This is a genomic window from Rhizobium sp. 11_C7_N12_5, assembly GCF_051811145.1.
Classification (GTDB): Bacteria; Pseudomonadota; Alphaproteobacteria; order Rhizobiales; family Rhizobiaceae; genus Rhizobium; species Rhizobium lusitanum.
In genome coordinates this window covers 927,217-943,627 of record NZ_JBPWPY010000001.1, presented here as the reverse complement: position 1 = coordinate 943,627, position 16,411 = coordinate 927,217, and the positions used below count along the sequence as shown (strand labels likewise).

Genomic DNA, 16,411 nt, shown 5'->3' with positions numbered 1-16,411 from the left:
CGTCAAGGCGGAGCCAATTGTTCAAAGCGGTCGGCCTGCGGCCGCGCCCAATGCAGCAAATCATCAGCAAGGCGATCCTGGCCTCGACTTTTCTGCTGCTTGTCGTCCCCAATCTCGCTTCGATATATTATTTCGTCTTCCTGGCATCCGATCAATATCAATCGGAAACGCGCTTTACGGTACGGTCTTCGACGCCGGCGCTTGGGAAAAACCAGCTGGCCAAGGCTACCGGCCTGCCATCGACGCAAATCGTCCAGGATACGCTGATCGTCACCAATTTCATCAAAAGCAAGGACATGGTGGCGGCCCTGACCAGCAAGGTCGACTTGCAGAATATCTACGGGCGCGAAACGATCGATCCCATTGCGAGACTGAAGAAGGATGCCAGTTCTGAGAAGCTGCTTCGTTACTGGGAGGATATGATTTCCGTGAGCATCGATGCCAATAGCGGCATCGTGACGGTCAAGGCCCGCGCTTTTTCGGCGGGCGACGCCCAGAAGATACTGAAGGAGGTCGTCACCGCCTCCGAAGCCGTGGTCAACGACGTCAACAACCGCATCTGGCGCGATGTCATCGTGACGGCCCAAACGAACCTGGATAACGCAAAGAACCAGTTGCAGAACACCAGAGAAGAGCTTCTGAGCGCCCGCAACCAAACGGGCATCCTCAGTGTCGAGGGGGCATCGACCATTATAACGAATCTGATCTCGTCCGTGCAGAAGGAGAGGATAGGCCTTCAGCAAAAATACGACGCGCTGCTCGGAGCCGTTTCGGCCGATGCGCCGCAGATGAAAGTGCTTAAACGCGAAATCGACAGCAAGCAGAAGCAACTGGATCAATTGAACAGCCAAATTGCCGGGCAGAACAAATCGGAGCAAAACCTTGCCGACGTGTCGGTCGATATGTCTCAACGTGAACTCGAGCAGAGCCTCGCCGAGCAGCAGTTCGCAACGAGCATGAAAACCCTTGAGCAGGTTCAGTTCGTCAGTAAGCAGCAGCTGCTCTATCTCGATACATTTCTCGCACCGGATTTGCCCGATGATGCCGAGTATCCCAAACGAGCGCTCTGGATCGGCGGCGTTTTCGCCGCGACGCTGTTGATTTGGGGTGCGGTTGTCGGGGCGCTGACGAACGTCCGAAGCCGTTTGGTATAAGGTCGCGCGGACAGCCCCATGCAAATTCTGCGCGATATCATCTACGGACTGCTTCCAAGACCGCGACCATCGGGGGCATATGCGAAAGACACTTATCGCACCGCAAAACGGCTCCTCATCCTCTCACGATACCCCAATCCCAGCGTCAGCTACTATCTTGACGAACGAGCCAAGACGCTCGACGAAATTCCGGTCATCATGAAGGGCCTTGATGATCCCCTGGATACGGTCGATAGCGAGGGGCTCTTCGTCATCATCTGCCGCTACATCAAGCAACCACAATTACGCTGGCTGGAAAAGAGGCGTGACAGCCTTGCAGGCGTGGCCTATTTCGTCGATGACGACATCCGGGCCGTTGTCACCGGCAAGGAGGCGAGCTGGCCTTACAAGCTCAGACTGATCAAACTGGCCGTCCGTCCGTTGCCAAGGGTCAATCGATTGCTGACACATATCTGGACGTCCACGGAAGCCCTGGCGGGGACGCTGGCCACGGCAGGCCACCAGATCGATATCCTTGCACCGATGCCGGCAAATCCGGCCGATGCCGCGCTCGATATCGGGGATGAGACCATTGCGCCGCTGAAAATGGTCTACCATGCGACCGGCATTCACCGCCGTGAGCATGAATTCCTCATGCCGATCGTCAAGGCCGCGATGGAAAAGCATGGCAATCTGCATTTCGAGGTTTTCGCCAATGGCAATCTTGCACGCCGCTGGAGCCGCCAGGGAATCGACCCGTCGAGAATAACGATCATTCCACCACTCCCCTGGTCGGCTTATCTTGCCAGGACAGAGCGCCACAGCGCCGATATTGCGCTCGCTCCCCTCCTCTCGGGGAAGACCAATGCGAGCCGCGCCGATACGAAGCGGATCGATATCAGCCGTCTGCAGGCCGCAGCCATATTCTCGAATTGCCCGACATTTGCACGCTGCGCAATGGCCGCAGAGCTTCACATCGGCAACACCCACGAAGAATGGCTGACGGCAATCGACCAGCTCGTCAGCGATCGGGCGCGTCGCTTGGTTGCTCGCGACGCGACAAGAAGCTCGATCGAAAAAATGCGGCAGCACGCGACGCCTGCATTTCCCGGTATACGTTTTGAACCGTTCGGCGACGTGGCTTAGCGCCCGAATCATGAAGACAATGCGCGCTGCCGGCGTCTGGATATAAAGACATCGATGACACTCAAGATCTTACCGAACGCCGACCTCGAGCGTAAACTCCCCGCCGATGCGAATTCCAATCTTTGGAAGTCCGTGGGCGATGATCCCGCATTCGAAATCAGGTTTCCGCCCGTCCGAAAGAGACTGGTCGTCATTCATATTGCCGCGACCGATGAAGCCATCGATCCGAAATTCTATGTCAATCGCGGCCGCGGCTTCCGGGAGAAGGATGCGACATCCCTGCCGGAAGGGCGGCGGTTCGTCGTTACGGCAGACATAGGGTCCGTGGGCACCATCTGCGCCCTGCGCGCCGATCCGGTCAGCTTCCCGACGACATTCAGCTTTGACGTTACGGCTTTCGCTTCCGCGAAATCCGCTGAACGGCATATTTCAAATCTCCTCGGCATGGAGGGGAAGGCAGAGCGCATCGATCTCGGCAAGCTTCCGCAACATTGGACAAAGATACCGAGGCTGAATTTCGGAAAGCGGTCTGCGAACCTGACGACGCAATATGCTGACGCGAGCTATCGACTAGCCTCTGATCTCGTTGCCTCGCCGGTCTCGGCAACAGCCGGAACTTGGCTGAGCGTCGTCGTTCCCGTATACAATGCGCCGCGCCGCTATCTCGACGATCTCGTCAAGTCCTTCGAAGCCCAAGCGGAGAATGGCACGGAGCTCATCCTGAGCGATGACGGTTCGACGTCCCCGGAAACACGGCAATGGTATGAGTCGCAGCAATCGAAAGCGAATATCCACCTCGTGCTGAACGATCGCAACGGCGGGATCGCGGCGGCCACCAATGCCGGACTATCCCATGCCAGCGGCCAGTGGATCGCCTTTCTCGACCATGACGATGTCATCGCTCCCCACGCCTTCAAGATGATCAGGCACACGCTGGAGCAAAATCCGGGCGCGAATTTCCTCTATACGGACGAGCTGGTTGTCGACGACACACTCAAGCCGACGGGCGTTATGCTGAAGCCGGCCTACGACCCCGTCCTGCTGACGGGCGTCAACTACATCAACCACTTCTCCATCTATCGCCACAGCCGGCTTCGCGAGATCGGCTATCTTCGCACCGGTTACGATGGCTCTCAGGATTACGACCTGCTGCTGCGCTATCTGGAGAGAGTTCCGGAGGAAAGCATCCTCCACCTGCCCTACCCGGCCTATTGGTGGCGCCGCAATGGCAGGACCTATTCGCGCAAGTTCCTGGATGCCGCCACCGCGAATGCCAGAAAGGCGCTGACGGAGCGATTTGAACGGCAACAGCAGGCGATTGAGGTCGAGGGAGCCCTCACGGAGACGCTGCATCGCGTCACGTTCGAGCCGCCGCGCGACTGGCCGAAGGTTTCGATCATCATTCCCAGCAAGGACAATCTCGACCTGATCTCCCGTATCCTCCGTGATCTCTTCGAAAAGACTGACTATTCCAACTTCGAAGTCATGGTCATCGACAACGGTTCCACGGATCAGTCGGTCCTTAACCTTTACGATCACTATCGCCGGACGCAGCCGCACTTTTCAGCCGTCATCTCGCCGGAAGCCTTCAACTTCTCGCGCTCCGTCAACCGCGGCCTGAAGACGGCAACAGGCGAACACTACCTGATCCTCAACAATGACGTCGAAGTCATCGAGCCGGGCTGGTTGAAGGAGATGGTATCCTGCCTCGCTTATGACAGAACCGGCATCGTCGGCGCCAAGCTTCTCTTTGCGAATGACAAGCTGCAACACGCAGGTGTCGTTGTTGGTTTCGGCGGACTGGCGGGCCATTGGTACATGAGCAAGCCTAGGGAATTCGGCGGCCCGATGAACCGGCTCCATGTCCGCAATTCCATGACCTGCGTGACCGGCGCGGTGATGCTGATTTCGGGCGATTGTCTCCGGAAGATCGGCCTGTTCGACGAGGAAAATTTCGCGGTCGCCTATAATGACGTGGACTATTGCCTGCGTGCCTACAAGGCCGGCTTTCGCATCGTCTGGACACCCTTTGCCTGCCTTTACCACCACGAATCGCTATCGCGGGGATCGGACAAGTCGGGCGAGCGAAAGAAGCGGTTCGACCAGGAAAAAGAGAACCTTCGGCGGCTGCATGCGACGCAGACGTTCGCCGATCGCGCACTCAATCCGGCCTACAGTCGGGACAAATCGGACCCCAGGATCCTGATCCCCACACGATTGCATATCCCCTCGATGTCATAGACGCGCCGATCGCTGCGCTCAGAGCTGGATCAGGTCCAAATCCCGACCGATCTCGCGTCTGGCGATCTCGACCAGGCTCATCTCATGGGTGAATAGGACAGTCTGGAAGCGTTCTGCGGTGCCGGCGAGTACCTTCAATCCGGCGCTTGCGCGTTCGTCGTCGAACGTCTGGAAGATGTCGTCGATGATCAACGGCGCCGGCTCGTTGCGGGCGGAATAATCCTCCAGGAAAGCCAAGCGCAGGGCGAGATAGAGCTGGTCGCGGGTCCCTTCGCTCAGGCCTTCTAGCGGCACATGCTCGCCAGCCACGCGTTCCGCCAGCAGCTGCCGCGCGTCGGTTTCGTCATGTGCCTCGACAAGGCGAACGAAGCGGTCGCCGGTCAGTTGCGAAAACAAGTCGCCCGCCCGCTTGATGACGGGATCCGCCTGCTTTTCGCGATAGGATTCCATCGAGCCCGCCAGCATTCGCGCGGCAAGCATCAGGACCACCCATTGCCGCGCCAGGTCCTTCGCTTCCTGCTCGGCCGAAAGCTTTTCGAAAACCGCGTATTCGGCACTGACGCCGGTCTCGAGCGCCTGCCGCTGGCGCCGGTTTTCCGCCAGCCGCGCCGAAAGCTCGCCATGTATGGTGAACTGCCGCTGGTCTTCCTCGGTCAACCGCTCGATTTCCAGATCGGCTGCAACCCGTTCGAAATCGGCGAGCTGGACACGAAGCTCGGCCTCGGCCTTGCCATCCGCCTGTTGGCGGAAACGATCGCGGCTCTCGACCAACCGTGCATTCAAGCGAGTGCGCTCGCGCAGCCGCGACAGCAGAGCGGGAAGATCCGTAGCCCCTGGCAGATCCGCGGTCAGATGATCTAGATCGGCCAATATGATCATGAGAGCTTCCTCGTGGCGCGCGACCAATCCTTCCGCGTGCTGCCGATCCTCTTCAATGCCGTCGCGCCTCTTCAACTCGCCGCGCATGGCGTTGGCACGCGTATGCAGCGCTTCGGCTGCGGCATCCGGCGGCAGATGATCAAGCTCATAGCCTGCGCTGGCAGCGAGGGTTGCGAGCCGGCGCTCGAAATCCGCCATGTCACGACGCATGCCATTGACGCGGCGCAGCCGGTTGTCGCGCTCCGCCAAAGCATCGGGCAGCTCTTCCCATGCCTTCAGGGCCACAGACGCCATTTCCAGTGTCGCATCCGTCGGCAGGCCAAGGGGCAGAACGGCTTTGCCGAACGCCTCGCGCCAATCGACATGCCGTCGTTCCAGCGCCTGCCGCTGCTCGTCAAACCGTGCCAGCCGGTCGCGCGCCGAACTTATCTCCCCTTCCCGCGTGCGACTTTCGCTCCAGCGCTCGGCAGCCAGACGCAGGTGCTTCCGCAATCCTTCGGCCATCGCCACGGGCGGCAGGCGGCCGCTCTTGTAGCCGGTCGCCTCCGCAATATCCTGCAGGGCTGGAGACACGCGCGCTTCGGCCAAGACATTCTCGTTCCGCCCATCGAGCAAGTCGCGCAGCGCCTTGCGCTCGCGCAGCAACCCTTCGACCCCTCGCCGCCATTCCAGCATAATCGACGGATCGAGCGCGGTGACGCCGCAGGCTTCGAAAAGGCCGGCAAAGGATGCCTGGGCATCCGCCAGTGCCTTCTCGTATCCTTGCAGCCGATCGGATACGTCCTCGCGCTCCCGTCTCAGCCGCACTTGACGCAGACGATAATCGGCATGGCGCGCGACGCGATCGGCATCCTTCAACGCGGCATCGGCGAGACGATCAGCCTCGGCGACGCTCACCGTCAGCGCTGCAATCGTCTTGGCGTCGGGAGAGTGACCGGCCGCCAGCATTTCCTGGATGGATGCCCAGTGCCCATCGCGGCTTTCTCGCGCCGCAGCGATCTGTTCGCGCGTGACGATCGGCCCTGTGCGTTCGGCATCCGCCAGCGCCCGTTCGATCTCGTTCAGTTGCTCATCATAACCGCGCAGCTTATCGCCAGCCTCGCGCGTTTTCGTGCGGGCCGCATCGATCGTTTCACGATGGGTGGCAATCTCGGCACTTTCCGGCAAGGGTGCCGCGAAAAGCACGGCGATGTCACCGACCGGTGGCCGCAACCGCGCGGCCGCCTCGTTGAGATCGGCTTCCGTGCGGCGTATCTGCGTCTCCAGGGCGTCGAGACGGGCCAAGACGGAGAGGTCGCTGGCCAGTGCCTCCAATTGATCGATGGAAGGCCTCGGATCGATCAGGCGCCCGGCAAGGCTATCCTTTTCCAGTGCCGCCAGCTGCTTGCGCTCGCTGTCGGATTGTTCAGCCAGCACCTGCAGCTGACGCGAGAGCTGCCTGCCCTCCTCCACCAGTTCGGACAGGCGCGCACGATCCACATCGCTCGGCTGGAGCTTTTCCAATCGTTCGACATCGGGAACGCCCAGACGGCGTGCAAGCTGGGCAAGTGCTGCTTCATAACCGGCGAGCTCCTGATCGACGCGCGGCAGATCCTGGCGCTGGCTGCGATAGTTGCCGGTATCGGCAAAGAGCTGTGTAATATCGCCCGATATCTGCAGCAGCGCGTCATCGACATGGATGCGGGCCAGGTCTTCCTCGGCACGAACGACCGTCTGCCGGGCCCGTCGCAACTCCTCTTCGGCAACCTGCTTGTCGCGCAGCTTGTGTTCGAGCCTGTCGGCAAAGCCATCCGGGATGGCGGAGAGATCGGCAAGGCCGTCAAGCGCCATGCCTTCCGCGTCGATCTCGGCGAGCAGAGGCTGCAAGGTCTTCAGCTTCGTGAGCCGGTCCAGGGTCTGTCGCGTGTCATGGCGCTCGGCCTGCAAACGCTCCAGCTCAGCCTCGAGGTCGGCTGCCTCCGCCAGCAGCTTCTTCCAGTCGCCGGATTTGAGTTCATGGTCGCGCTCGGCCTTGCGGGCATCTTCATAGCGGTCGAGGGCCTGGTAGAAGCTACGATCCTTCGAGCGCCTGGCCGCATAGACGCCATCGGCTTCCGCCTCCAACGACTGGCGCAGCCGCGAAAGGCCTGTCAGGCCGGAAGCCGCCGAAAACAGCAGGCTGCCGATCTCGCCGCCGCTGCGCAGCATGGCGGTCGCCCCCTGTCGCAGCCGTTGCGAATCAAGGCCGAAGGCGCGTTCGAAGACATCGCGGCTCAAATTGCCAAGGAACGGCGCAAGAACATCCTCGGCAAGCGGCGTCTCCTTTTCGTCGGGTGCAAGAAGTGTGCTCTTGCGCCCACGCCGGCGGCGGAAGGTGAGCCGAGTTCCGTCGCGCGCGCTGATCGCCGCGCCGATCCGCAAGGTGCCGGGCTCATGCAAAAAGCTTTGTTCGGCTGCGGCGGGAAAACCAAACAGCAGATCGGAAATCGCGCTCAGTGCGGACGACTTGCCTGCTTCGTTCGGGCCATAGATGACATGCAGCCTGGCGCCGGCACGGAAATCGAGCGTGCGGTCGGTCAGTGCGCCGTAGCGGAGAATATCGAGCCGGTCGAAACGCATATCAGCCTGCCCCCTGCCCGCGAGCCAGGAGCAATTGTCGCGCCTCTTCGATAAGAGCCTCCACGTCGTCATCCAATGGCTGTGCTGCCGCGCCAAGCCCGCCCGGCAGGCGCACCGCAATCTCATCGATAAACCGACCCGCTTCTACAGCGATATCCGCGTCACCGGCATGCTCGGCCAGCAATTGGCGGAGATCGAGGGCGCCGTCTACGTCTACGATTTGCGCCACCGGCGGCTCCAGCCGCAGCTCCAGCTTTTCAAGCCAGATATCCTCATGCACGCGATGGCATGCAGCCTCGACCTCGTCGCGCCATTGCTGGCGGTTGGCCACTATCGCGCCGTGCAGCGGCGTGACACCGGAAAGCCGAATGCGTAGCGCCGTCATCCGCCCGGCCATGTCATCGGCGACCGGCTGCACTGCCTGCTCGACGCCGCGCAGGATCGCCGCCTGGTCGTCATCCGGGCCGATGACGATATCGACCTGTGCGAAACGCGCCTCGTCGACGATCAGGCGCTCATGTTCGATCCGGCCGTCTTCGACCCTCACCAATACCGCGCCTTTGGCGCCGCGTTCGCGGATATTGCGGCCCTGCAGGTTGCCGGGAAAGATCACCAGCGGATCAAGCGCCACCACTTCGTAATCGTGCACATGGCCGAGCGCCCAGTAGTCATAGCCGCGCGAGCGCAGATCATCGACCGAGCAAGGCGCATAGGGCGCATGCGGCTCGCGGCCGGTGAGCGAGGTGTGGAGAATGCCGATGTTGAACCAGCCTGGCACGGGTGCGGGATAGGCGAGCGCCAGATTGTCGTTGGCCGAGCGCTCGGCAAAGCCCTGGCCATGCAGGGCCACCTGCAGCGCATCCAGTTTGACGCTGCCGGGCTTGCCGGTGGGGAATTCATGGACATTGGCCGGCAAGGTGATGGTCTTGGTGATGACGCTTGCCGCATCGTGATTGCCGCGCAGCAGATAGACCGGAATTCCGGCCCGCTCCAGCCGCGCCATCTCGCGGTTGAAGAACAGCCCGATCTTGTTGTCCTTCCAGTCGCCGTCATAGACGTCGCCTGCGATGACGAAGAAATCGACGCGCTTTTCGATTGCCAGCCCCACCAGCGTCGAGAATGCCTTGCGGCTGGCTTCCACGAAGATCGCGGCGACAGCGGCATCCTTCAACGCCAACCCCTGAAAGGGACTGCCAAGATGCAGATCGGCGGCGTGGATGAAGCTGAAAGAGGGCATGGGTTCCGATCGTCGTCAGATATCCGGTCTCCCCTTTTAAGGAAACGAAGGCGTAATGAACACCGCACCGCGCGCTTCATCCAACGGTTTCGTAAGCGGGTGGAAACTGTCATATTCCTCGCTCACGCGATTGCGATCCTGCATCGCCGGTGCACCCTTGTCGCGGGTTCGAGCGGCTGCTACTCCGCTGGCATTTCATGACCAATGAAGAGGAGACATCTCATGAGACATCATGCTTTCGGGCGAACATCCTTCAGCGTGACAGACGTCGGCTTCGGCGCCTGGCAGATCGGCGGCGCATGGGGTGATGTCAGCGAGGCCGACGGCCGTGCGGCGCTGAATGCCGCTCTCGACGCCGGCATGACCTTCATCGACACCGCCGACGTCTATGGCGACGGCCGCTCGGAAAAGATCATTGCCGATGTGCTGAAGGCCCGCGGCGGCCAGCGCCCGATGGTGGCAACCAAGGCCGGCCGCCGGCTGAACCCGCATGTCGCCGACGGCTATACCAAGGCCAATCTCGAAGGTTTCATCGATCGCAGCCTGAGAAACCTCGGCGTCGAGAGCCTGGATCTCGTCCAGCTTCATTGCCCGCCGACCGAAGTGCTCTATCGGCCGGAGGTTTTCGCCGGTCTCGACGAGCTGCAGAAGGCCGGAAAGATCGGGGGATACGGCGTCAGCGTCGAAAAGGTCGAGGAGGCGCTGAAGGCGATCGAATATCCGGGCGTGCTCAGCATCCAGATCATCTACAATATCTTCCGCCAGCGCCCCGATCACCTGTTCTTTAAGGAAGCCAAGCGGAAGAACGTCGCGGTCATCGCCCGCGTGCCGCTGGCGTCGGGCCTGCTCTCCGGCAAGATCACCCGCGACACGCAATTTGCCAGCGATGATCACCGCAACTTCAATCGCCATGGCGAGGCCTTCGATGTCGGCGAGACCTTTGCCGGCGTTCCCTTCGAGGTGGGTCTGCAGGCGGTGGAAGAGGTGCGCAAGCTGGTTCCAGCAGGCGCCAGCATGGCGGCTTTCGCGCTGCGCTGGATCCTGATGAGCGATGCCGTGACCGTCGTCATCCCCGGCGCACGCAATGCCGAGCAGGCCAAAGCCAACGCAGCCGCGGCCGACCTTGCGCCGCTGTCAGCCGACGTCATGGCGGCTACGCGCGAGATCTATGAGCGCCTCATCGCTCCGCACGTTCACCATCGCTGGTAAGCACAGCGGCTTCGCATAAGGGAGTGGCTGGCCTCATCCCCGGCCACTCCTGATATAGGGTATTTTTCGTCACCGGAGAAACAGAGCGACGGGAGCACCGAATACCAACAGGGCTCAAACCTGCCGGACAATGGTTCCGATCATGTTGGTAAGAATGCGCGCGGCGGTGATGGCTGATAAACCGTCAATATCGGCAGGCGGATAGAATTCGACCAGGTCGAAGCCGGCAATCCTGGCGCGCTTGCCCAGACCCGCAATCAGATCGATTACCTGCGTATAGGTGAGGCCACCGGGCGTGCGCGCCGCTACCCCGGGCATAATCGAGGGATCGATGCTGTCGCAATCGAGGGTAACGACAACCTGCGCACCTTCTGGAATATGTTGGAGAGCGGCTTCAACGCCCTCAGCATGCACTTTGCGAGCCGTCACGAAACGACTGCCATAGCGCTGCGCGTCTTTGACGTCGGTAAGACGTGCGCTGCCGACGCTACGAAGAGCGACCTGAACCATGCCGCCAACATGCGGCATCTCGCTCGCCCGACGCATCGGGCTCGAATAGCCGTAGCGCTCGCCATGCAGCTCGTCTCGCCAATCGATGTGAGCATCGATCTGCAGGATCCAGACCGGTCCGCGATCCGCAAATCCGGCGAGGAAGGGGATCGTCACGGAACAATCGCCGCCGATCATGATCGGTACGGCCGCTGACGCCAGTATCTCACGCGTCTTCGCCTCGATCCGGGCACGGTTTCCGGCATTGTCGTACATAGTGGTCGGGACGTCGCCGGCGTCGACACAGCACGGAGGCTTGCCGTTGAAAAGCGGTCCGCCGACATCGAAATCCCAGTGCTCGATCAGAGGCGCGTCGACCTCGCTCGCAGAACGAATGGCACCAGCAGCCAAGACATAGCCACTGCTGTCCTTACCGGGATAGGTGCTGCCGTGGCCAGCTGCGAAAATGACCGCGCGGGGCATGCCGCCGTCCGTTAGTTGATCGGGAAGGCCGAGAAAGGAAGGCGATGCGGTCATTTCTTGATGATCCCAATGGTCATTCGGCTGAAACGTCAACGTCAGGCATTCGAAAATACCCCGTGACGTTTTCTTCGCAAGAGAACGCACGGACCGTCCATCTTATTGGTCAGGGCTAGCGAACGAAATCCGGCCCTCCCTACCTCAAAACGAAAAAAGGGGCCCGCCAAGCGGACCCCTCATGTTCAACACCCGCAAGGCAAACACCTCGCAGCGGGTGGAAACGAGATTAGCTGTTAACAGCGTCCTTCAGGCCCTTGCCAGGCGTGAACTTCGGCACGTTGCGAGCCGCGATATCGACCTCGGCGCCGGTGGACGGGTTGCGGCCCTTCGTGGCTGCACGGTGAGAAACGGTGAAGCTGCCGAAGCCAGCAAGGCGAATGTCGCCGCCCTTCTTCAGTTCAGCCTGCACGGCATCGAAAACAGCGTCAACAGCGGAAGCAGCGTCAGCCTTCGTGATACCGGCCTTCTCGGCCACTGCGGACACGAGCTCATTCTTGTTCATGTTTCCACCCCTTTCTCTGGTATGAAACGACTTATCTATAGCGGGGCGAAGAATACGAATGCTCTTACCCGCCGCAACCCCAAAAGCCCTGCAAATCAAGGAAAAGCAAGCGTTGCCATACGCTTTTCACAAAAAAAGACCGGCAAATTTGCCGGTCTTTTCGCCTTTTATGTCAATTCGACATAATTGAGGCAACAACGCTCAATGAGCGATCGTCGCGCCCACTTCATCCACGCCGTCAACGGTTGCGATCACTGGCGTTTCGACAGTGCCGTCCCATTCGATCGGCTCGGGCCGGCGAACCAGCGCGTGCTTGATCACCTCGCCCATGCGGGAGACCGGAACGATCTCCATGTTGTTCTTCACGTTGTCCGGAATCTCCGCCAGATCCTTGGCGTTTTCTTCCGGGATCAGAACCTTCTTGATGCCGCCGCGCAGTGCCGCCAGCAACTTTTCCTTCAGGCCGCCGATCGGCAGCACACGGCCGCGCAGCGTGATTTCACCGGTCATGGCGACATCCTTGGAAACCGGGATGCCGGTCATGATCGAGACGATCGCGGTTGCCATCGCGACACCGGCCGACGGGCCATCCTTGGGCGTCGCGCCTTCCGGCACGTGCACGTGGATGTCGCTCTTGTCGAAGAGCGGCGGCTTGACGCCGAAATCGACAGCGCGCGAGCGGACGTAGGATGCCGCCGCCGAGATCGATTCCTTCATGACTTCCTTCAGGTTGCCGGTGACCGTCATGCGGCCCTTGCCCGGCATCATCACGCCTTCGATCGTCAGCAGCTCGCCACCGACTTCCGTCCATGCGAGACCGGTGACGACACCGACCTGATCCTCGCCCTCGGCTTCGCCGTGGCGGAAGCGCGGAACGCCGAGATACTGGTCAATGTTCGCAGCGGTGACCGCAACGGACTTGGTCTTGCCCTTGATGATCTCGGTGACCGCCTTGCGGGCGAGCTTCATCAATTCGCGTTCGAAGTTACGAACACCGGCTTCGCGGGTGTATTGCTGGCTGATTGCCATCAGGGCGTCGTCGCTGACCGAGAATTCCTGCGGCTGCAACGCGTGTTCCTTAATGGCCTTCGGCAGCAGGTGCCGCTTGGCGATCTCGCGCTTTTCATCTTCGGTGTAGCCGGCGATCCGGATGACTTCCATGCGGTCCATAAGCGGCGCAGGGATGTTCAGCGTATTCGCCGTCGTGATGAACATCACGTCCGAGAGGTCATATTCGACTTCCAAGTAGTGATCCATGAAGGTCGAGTTCTGCGCCGGGTCCAGCACTTCCAGCAGGGCCGATGACGGATCGCCGCGATAGTCCATGCCGAGCTTGTCGATTTCGTCGAGCAAGAAGAGCGGGTTGGACTTCTTGGCCTTCTTCATCGACTGGATGACCTTGCCGGGCATCGAGCCGATATAGGTGCGACGGTGGCCGCGGATCTCGGCTTCGTCACGAACGCCGCCGAGTGCCATGCGGACATACTCACGGCCGGTCGCCTTGGCGATCGACTGGGCGAGCGAGGTCTTGCCGACACCCGGAGGGCCGACGAGGCACAGGATCGGGCCCTTGATCTTCGTCGCGCGGGCCTGGACGGCCAGATATTCGACGATGCGCTCCTTGACCTTGTCGAGGCCGAAATGATCCTGTTCGAGGATCTTCTCGGCATTGTTGAGGTCGGCCTTGACCTTCGACTTCTTGTGCCACGGGATACCCAGCAACCAGTCGAGATAGTTGCGCACCACGGTGGCTTCCGCCGACATCGGGCTCATCTGCCGCAGCTTCTTCAGCTCGGCATCGGCCTTTTCCTTGGCTTCCTTCGACAGCTTGGTCTTGGAGATGCGCTCTTCCAACTCGGCCATCTCGTCGCGGCCTTCTTCGCCGTCGCCGAGCTCCTTCTGGATCGCCTTCATCTGTTCATTCAGATAGTATTCGCGCTGGGTCTTCTCCATCTGGCGCTTGACGCGCGAGCGGATGCGCTTTTCGACCTGCAGAACCGAAATCTCGCCTTCCATGAAGCCGAGCGCCTTTTCGAGGCGGCCCTTGACGCTGGTGGTTTCCAGCATCTCCTGCTTCTCGGTGATCTTGATCGACAGATGCGAGGCAACCGTGTCGGCGAGCTTAGAATAGTCATCGATCTGGCTGGCGGCGCCAACCACTTCCGGCGAAATCTTCTTGTTGAGCTTTACATAGCTCTCGAATTCAGAAACGACCGAGCGGCTCAGCGCTTCGAGCTCGACCTGATCTTCCTCCGGCTCATGCAAGACATGGCCAAGGGCCTCATAGAAGTCCTCGCGGCCGGTATACTCGTCGATCTCCGCACGCGCACGGCCTTCGACCAACACCTTCACGGTGCCGTCGGGCAGTTTCAGCAGCTGCAGCACATTGGCAACGGTACCAACCCTATGGATCGCGTCCGGCGCAGGATCGTCGTCGCTGGCATTGATCTGCGTGACCAGCATGATCTGCTTGTCAGAGCCCATGACCTCTTCCAGCGCACGAATGGATTTTTCCCGTCCGACGAACAGCGGCACGATCATGTGGGGGAAAACCACGATGTCGCGCAACGGCAATACCGGATAGGCAATGCTCTCATTTGCCGCAGACGTTTTCTTAGTCATGTTATTTCCTTTCCGTCGTCCCGTTCCCGGGCTCTCTGCCGGCCTTAGGGGATTAGCCGGCTCTCTCACTTGGTTAACAAGTGGAGCTTCACATTGCCTATTTCAAGTCGCGCGCGACGCACTGTCGCCAGACAGCGATCCGCATATTTACGAGGAGGAACGCAACAACAAAGCACCGACGCCCGGCCACTCAAACACCGCCGACAAATCAGGATCCGAGGAAAAACGCCGGGCCCAAGCCCTATCCGTCGGATGCTCCAGAATCATGCCATCATGGCTGCAGCAGGCGCTCTTCACAACCGGGTTTGGCGGCGGTCCCACACGCTTATCCCAGACTTTATCAGCAAACTGCACGATTTTTCAAATAGAAAGGGGCCCGTCGACAACGAGCCCCTGATTCACGAACACAAATCGGATCGTTAGGCCGTCGCGTTGGCCTTTTCCTCCTGCCGATCTGCATAGATGTAGAGCGGGCGGGCCGATCCGCGGACCACTTCCTCGGAAATGACCACCTCGCGGACGCCTTCCAGAGCCGGCAGATCGAACATGGTATCGAGCAAGATCTTCTCCATGATCGAGCGCAGACCACGCGCGCCGGTCTTGCGCACGATCGCCCTCTTGGCAATCTCGCGCAATGCGTCCTCGTGGAAGGTCAGTTCAACGTCTTCCATCTCGAACAGGCGCTGGTACTGCTTGACGAGCGCGTTCTTGGGCTCGGACAGGATCTGGATGAGCGCGTCCTCATCCAGGTCTTCCAGCGTCGCCAGCACGGGCAGACGGCCGATGAATTCCGGGATCAGGCCGAACTTGACCAGATCTTCCGGTTCCAGCTCGCGCAGCACTTCGCCGACGCGGCGATCGTCCGGCGCCTTGACAGCAGCGCCAAAGCCGATCGAGGTCTTCTCGCCACGGGCGGAGATGATCTTGTCGAGACCGGCAAAGGCACCGCCGCAGATGAACAGGATGTTGGTCGTGTCGACCTGCAGGAATTCCTGCTGCGGATGCTTGCGTCCCCCCTGGGGAGGAACCGAAGCGACCGTGCCTTCCATGATCTTCAGCAGCGCCTGCTGCACGCCCTCGCCCGATACATCGCGGGTGATCGACGGATTGTCCGACTTGCGGGAAATCTTGTCGACTTCGTCGATGTAGACGATGCCGCGCTGGGCGCGCTCGACGTTGTAGTCGGCAGCCTGCAGCAGCTTGAGAATGATGTTCTCCACGTCCTCGCCGACATAGCCTGCTTCCGTCAGCGTGGTCGCGTCGGCCATGGTGAAGGGCACGTCGATGATGCGGGCGAGCGTCTGAGCCAGATAGGTCTTGCCGCAACCGGTCGGACCGACAAGCATGATGTTCGACTTCGCCAGCTCGACATCGCCGTTCTTGGACGCATGTGCGAGGCGCTTGTAGTGGTTGTGAACGGCCACGGACAGGATCTTCTTCGCCTGCCTCTGGCCGATAACGTATTCATCAAGAACCTTGATGATGTCCTGCGGTGTCGGAACGCCGTCACGCGACTTGACCATCGAGGATTTGTTTTCCTCGCGGATAATGTCCATGCATAGTTCAACGCATTCATCGCAGATGAAGACGGTCGGTCCGGCAATCAGCTTCCGGACTTCATGCTGGCTCTTACCGCAGAACGAACAATAAAGCGTGTTCTTCGAGTCGCCGCCGTTGCTGCCGCTGACTTTGCTCATATCACTTTCCTTCCAGCACGCCGTCAATTTCCAAGTTGAAATCGCGGTCCACTCTATGCATCCGCCGGACCTGCACCTCGTTATTAGCAGATCGCGGCGCCCTTCAGGGTACTGAACG

At 60.4% G+C, this 16,411-nt stretch carries 10 protein-coding genes; 4 read left to right on the top strand and 6 right to left on the bottom strand.

Annotated elements, in window-relative coordinates:
- The first annotated feature begins 296 nt into the window (after positions 1-296).
- Genes AB8B29_RS04575 through AB8B29_RS04565 form a run of 3 tightly spaced genes read left to right on the top strand, consistent with a single transcriptional unit; the run spans position 297 to position 4,520 of the window.
- On the top strand, positions 297-1,154 hold the full coding sequence (locus AB8B29_RS04575; RefSeq protein ID WP_439006173.1) for a hypothetical protein: 858 nt from the start codon (positions 297-299) through the stop codon (positions 1,152-1,154).
- Positions 1,155-1,172: 18 nt separating this feature from the next.
- The gene (locus AB8B29_RS04570; RefSeq protein WP_037194197.1) at positions 1,173-2,279 is read left to right on the top strand and encodes a hypothetical protein; all 1,107 of its coding nucleotides are present in this window, start codon (positions 1,173-1,175) and stop codon (positions 2,277-2,279) included.
- Positions 2,280-2,333: 54 nt separating this feature from the next.
- Complete coding sequence (locus AB8B29_RS04565) at positions 2,334-4,520, top strand: glycosyltransferase family 2 protein (RefSeq protein ID WP_113118938.1); 2,187 nt, start codon at positions 2,334-2,336, stop codon at positions 4,518-4,520.
- A gap of 18 nt (positions 4,521-4,538) precedes the next feature.
- On the opposite strand, the gene AB8B29_RS04560 is transcribed toward AB8B29_RS04565, so the two are convergent.
- Together AB8B29_RS04560 and AB8B29_RS04555 are read right to left on the bottom strand one after the other, a co-directional pair.
- Positions 4,539-7,997, bottom strand: a complete 3,459-nt coding sequence (locus AB8B29_RS04560; RefSeq protein ID WP_439006172.1) for an AAA family ATPase — start codon at positions 7,995-7,997, stop codon at positions 4,539-4,541.
- A 1-nt stretch (position 7,998) separates the two neighbouring features.
- A complete protein-coding gene (locus AB8B29_RS04555) occupies positions 7,999-9,234 on the bottom strand; it encodes a DNA repair exonuclease (RefSeq protein WP_113118936.1) in 1,236 nt (411 codons plus the stop codon).
- A gap of 222 nt (positions 9,235-9,456) precedes the next feature.
- On the opposite strand from AB8B29_RS04555, the gene AB8B29_RS04550 reads away from it, so the two are divergent.
- The gene (locus AB8B29_RS04550; RefSeq protein ID WP_113118935.1) at positions 9,457-10,443 is read left to right on the top strand and encodes an aldo/keto reductase; all 987 of its coding nucleotides are present in this window, start codon (positions 9,457-9,459) and stop codon (positions 10,441-10,443) included.
- A 114-nt stretch (positions 10,444-10,557) separates the two neighbouring features.
- On the opposite strand, the gene AB8B29_RS04545 is transcribed toward AB8B29_RS04550, so the two are convergent.
- From AB8B29_RS04545 to clpX, 4 genes are all read right to left on the bottom strand, one after another.
- Positions 10,558-11,469: an agmatinase gene (locus AB8B29_RS04545; protein ID WP_113118934.1), complete on the bottom strand. Its 912-nt coding sequence runs from the start codon at positions 11,467-11,469 to the stop codon at positions 10,558-10,560.
- Positions 11,470-11,698: 229 nt separating this feature from the next.
- On the bottom strand, positions 11,699-11,974 hold the full coding sequence (hupB, locus tag AB8B29_RS04540) for a DNA-binding protein HupB (protein ID WP_034507562.1): 276 nt from the start codon (positions 11,972-11,974) through the stop codon (positions 11,699-11,701).
- Between the two features lie 201 nt (positions 11,975-12,175).
- A complete protein-coding gene (gene lon, locus AB8B29_RS04535) occupies positions 12,176-14,596 on the bottom strand; it encodes an endopeptidase La (protein ID WP_034507564.1) in 2,421 nt (806 codons plus the stop codon).
- A gap of 419 nt (positions 14,597-15,015) precedes the next feature.
- Entirely contained in the window at positions 15,016-16,293 is a 1,278-nt protein-coding gene (clpX, locus tag AB8B29_RS04530; RefSeq protein ID WP_034507566.1) for an ATP-dependent Clp protease ATP-binding subunit ClpX, read from the bottom strand.
- Between the last annotated feature and the right edge of the window lie 118 nt (positions 16,294-16,411).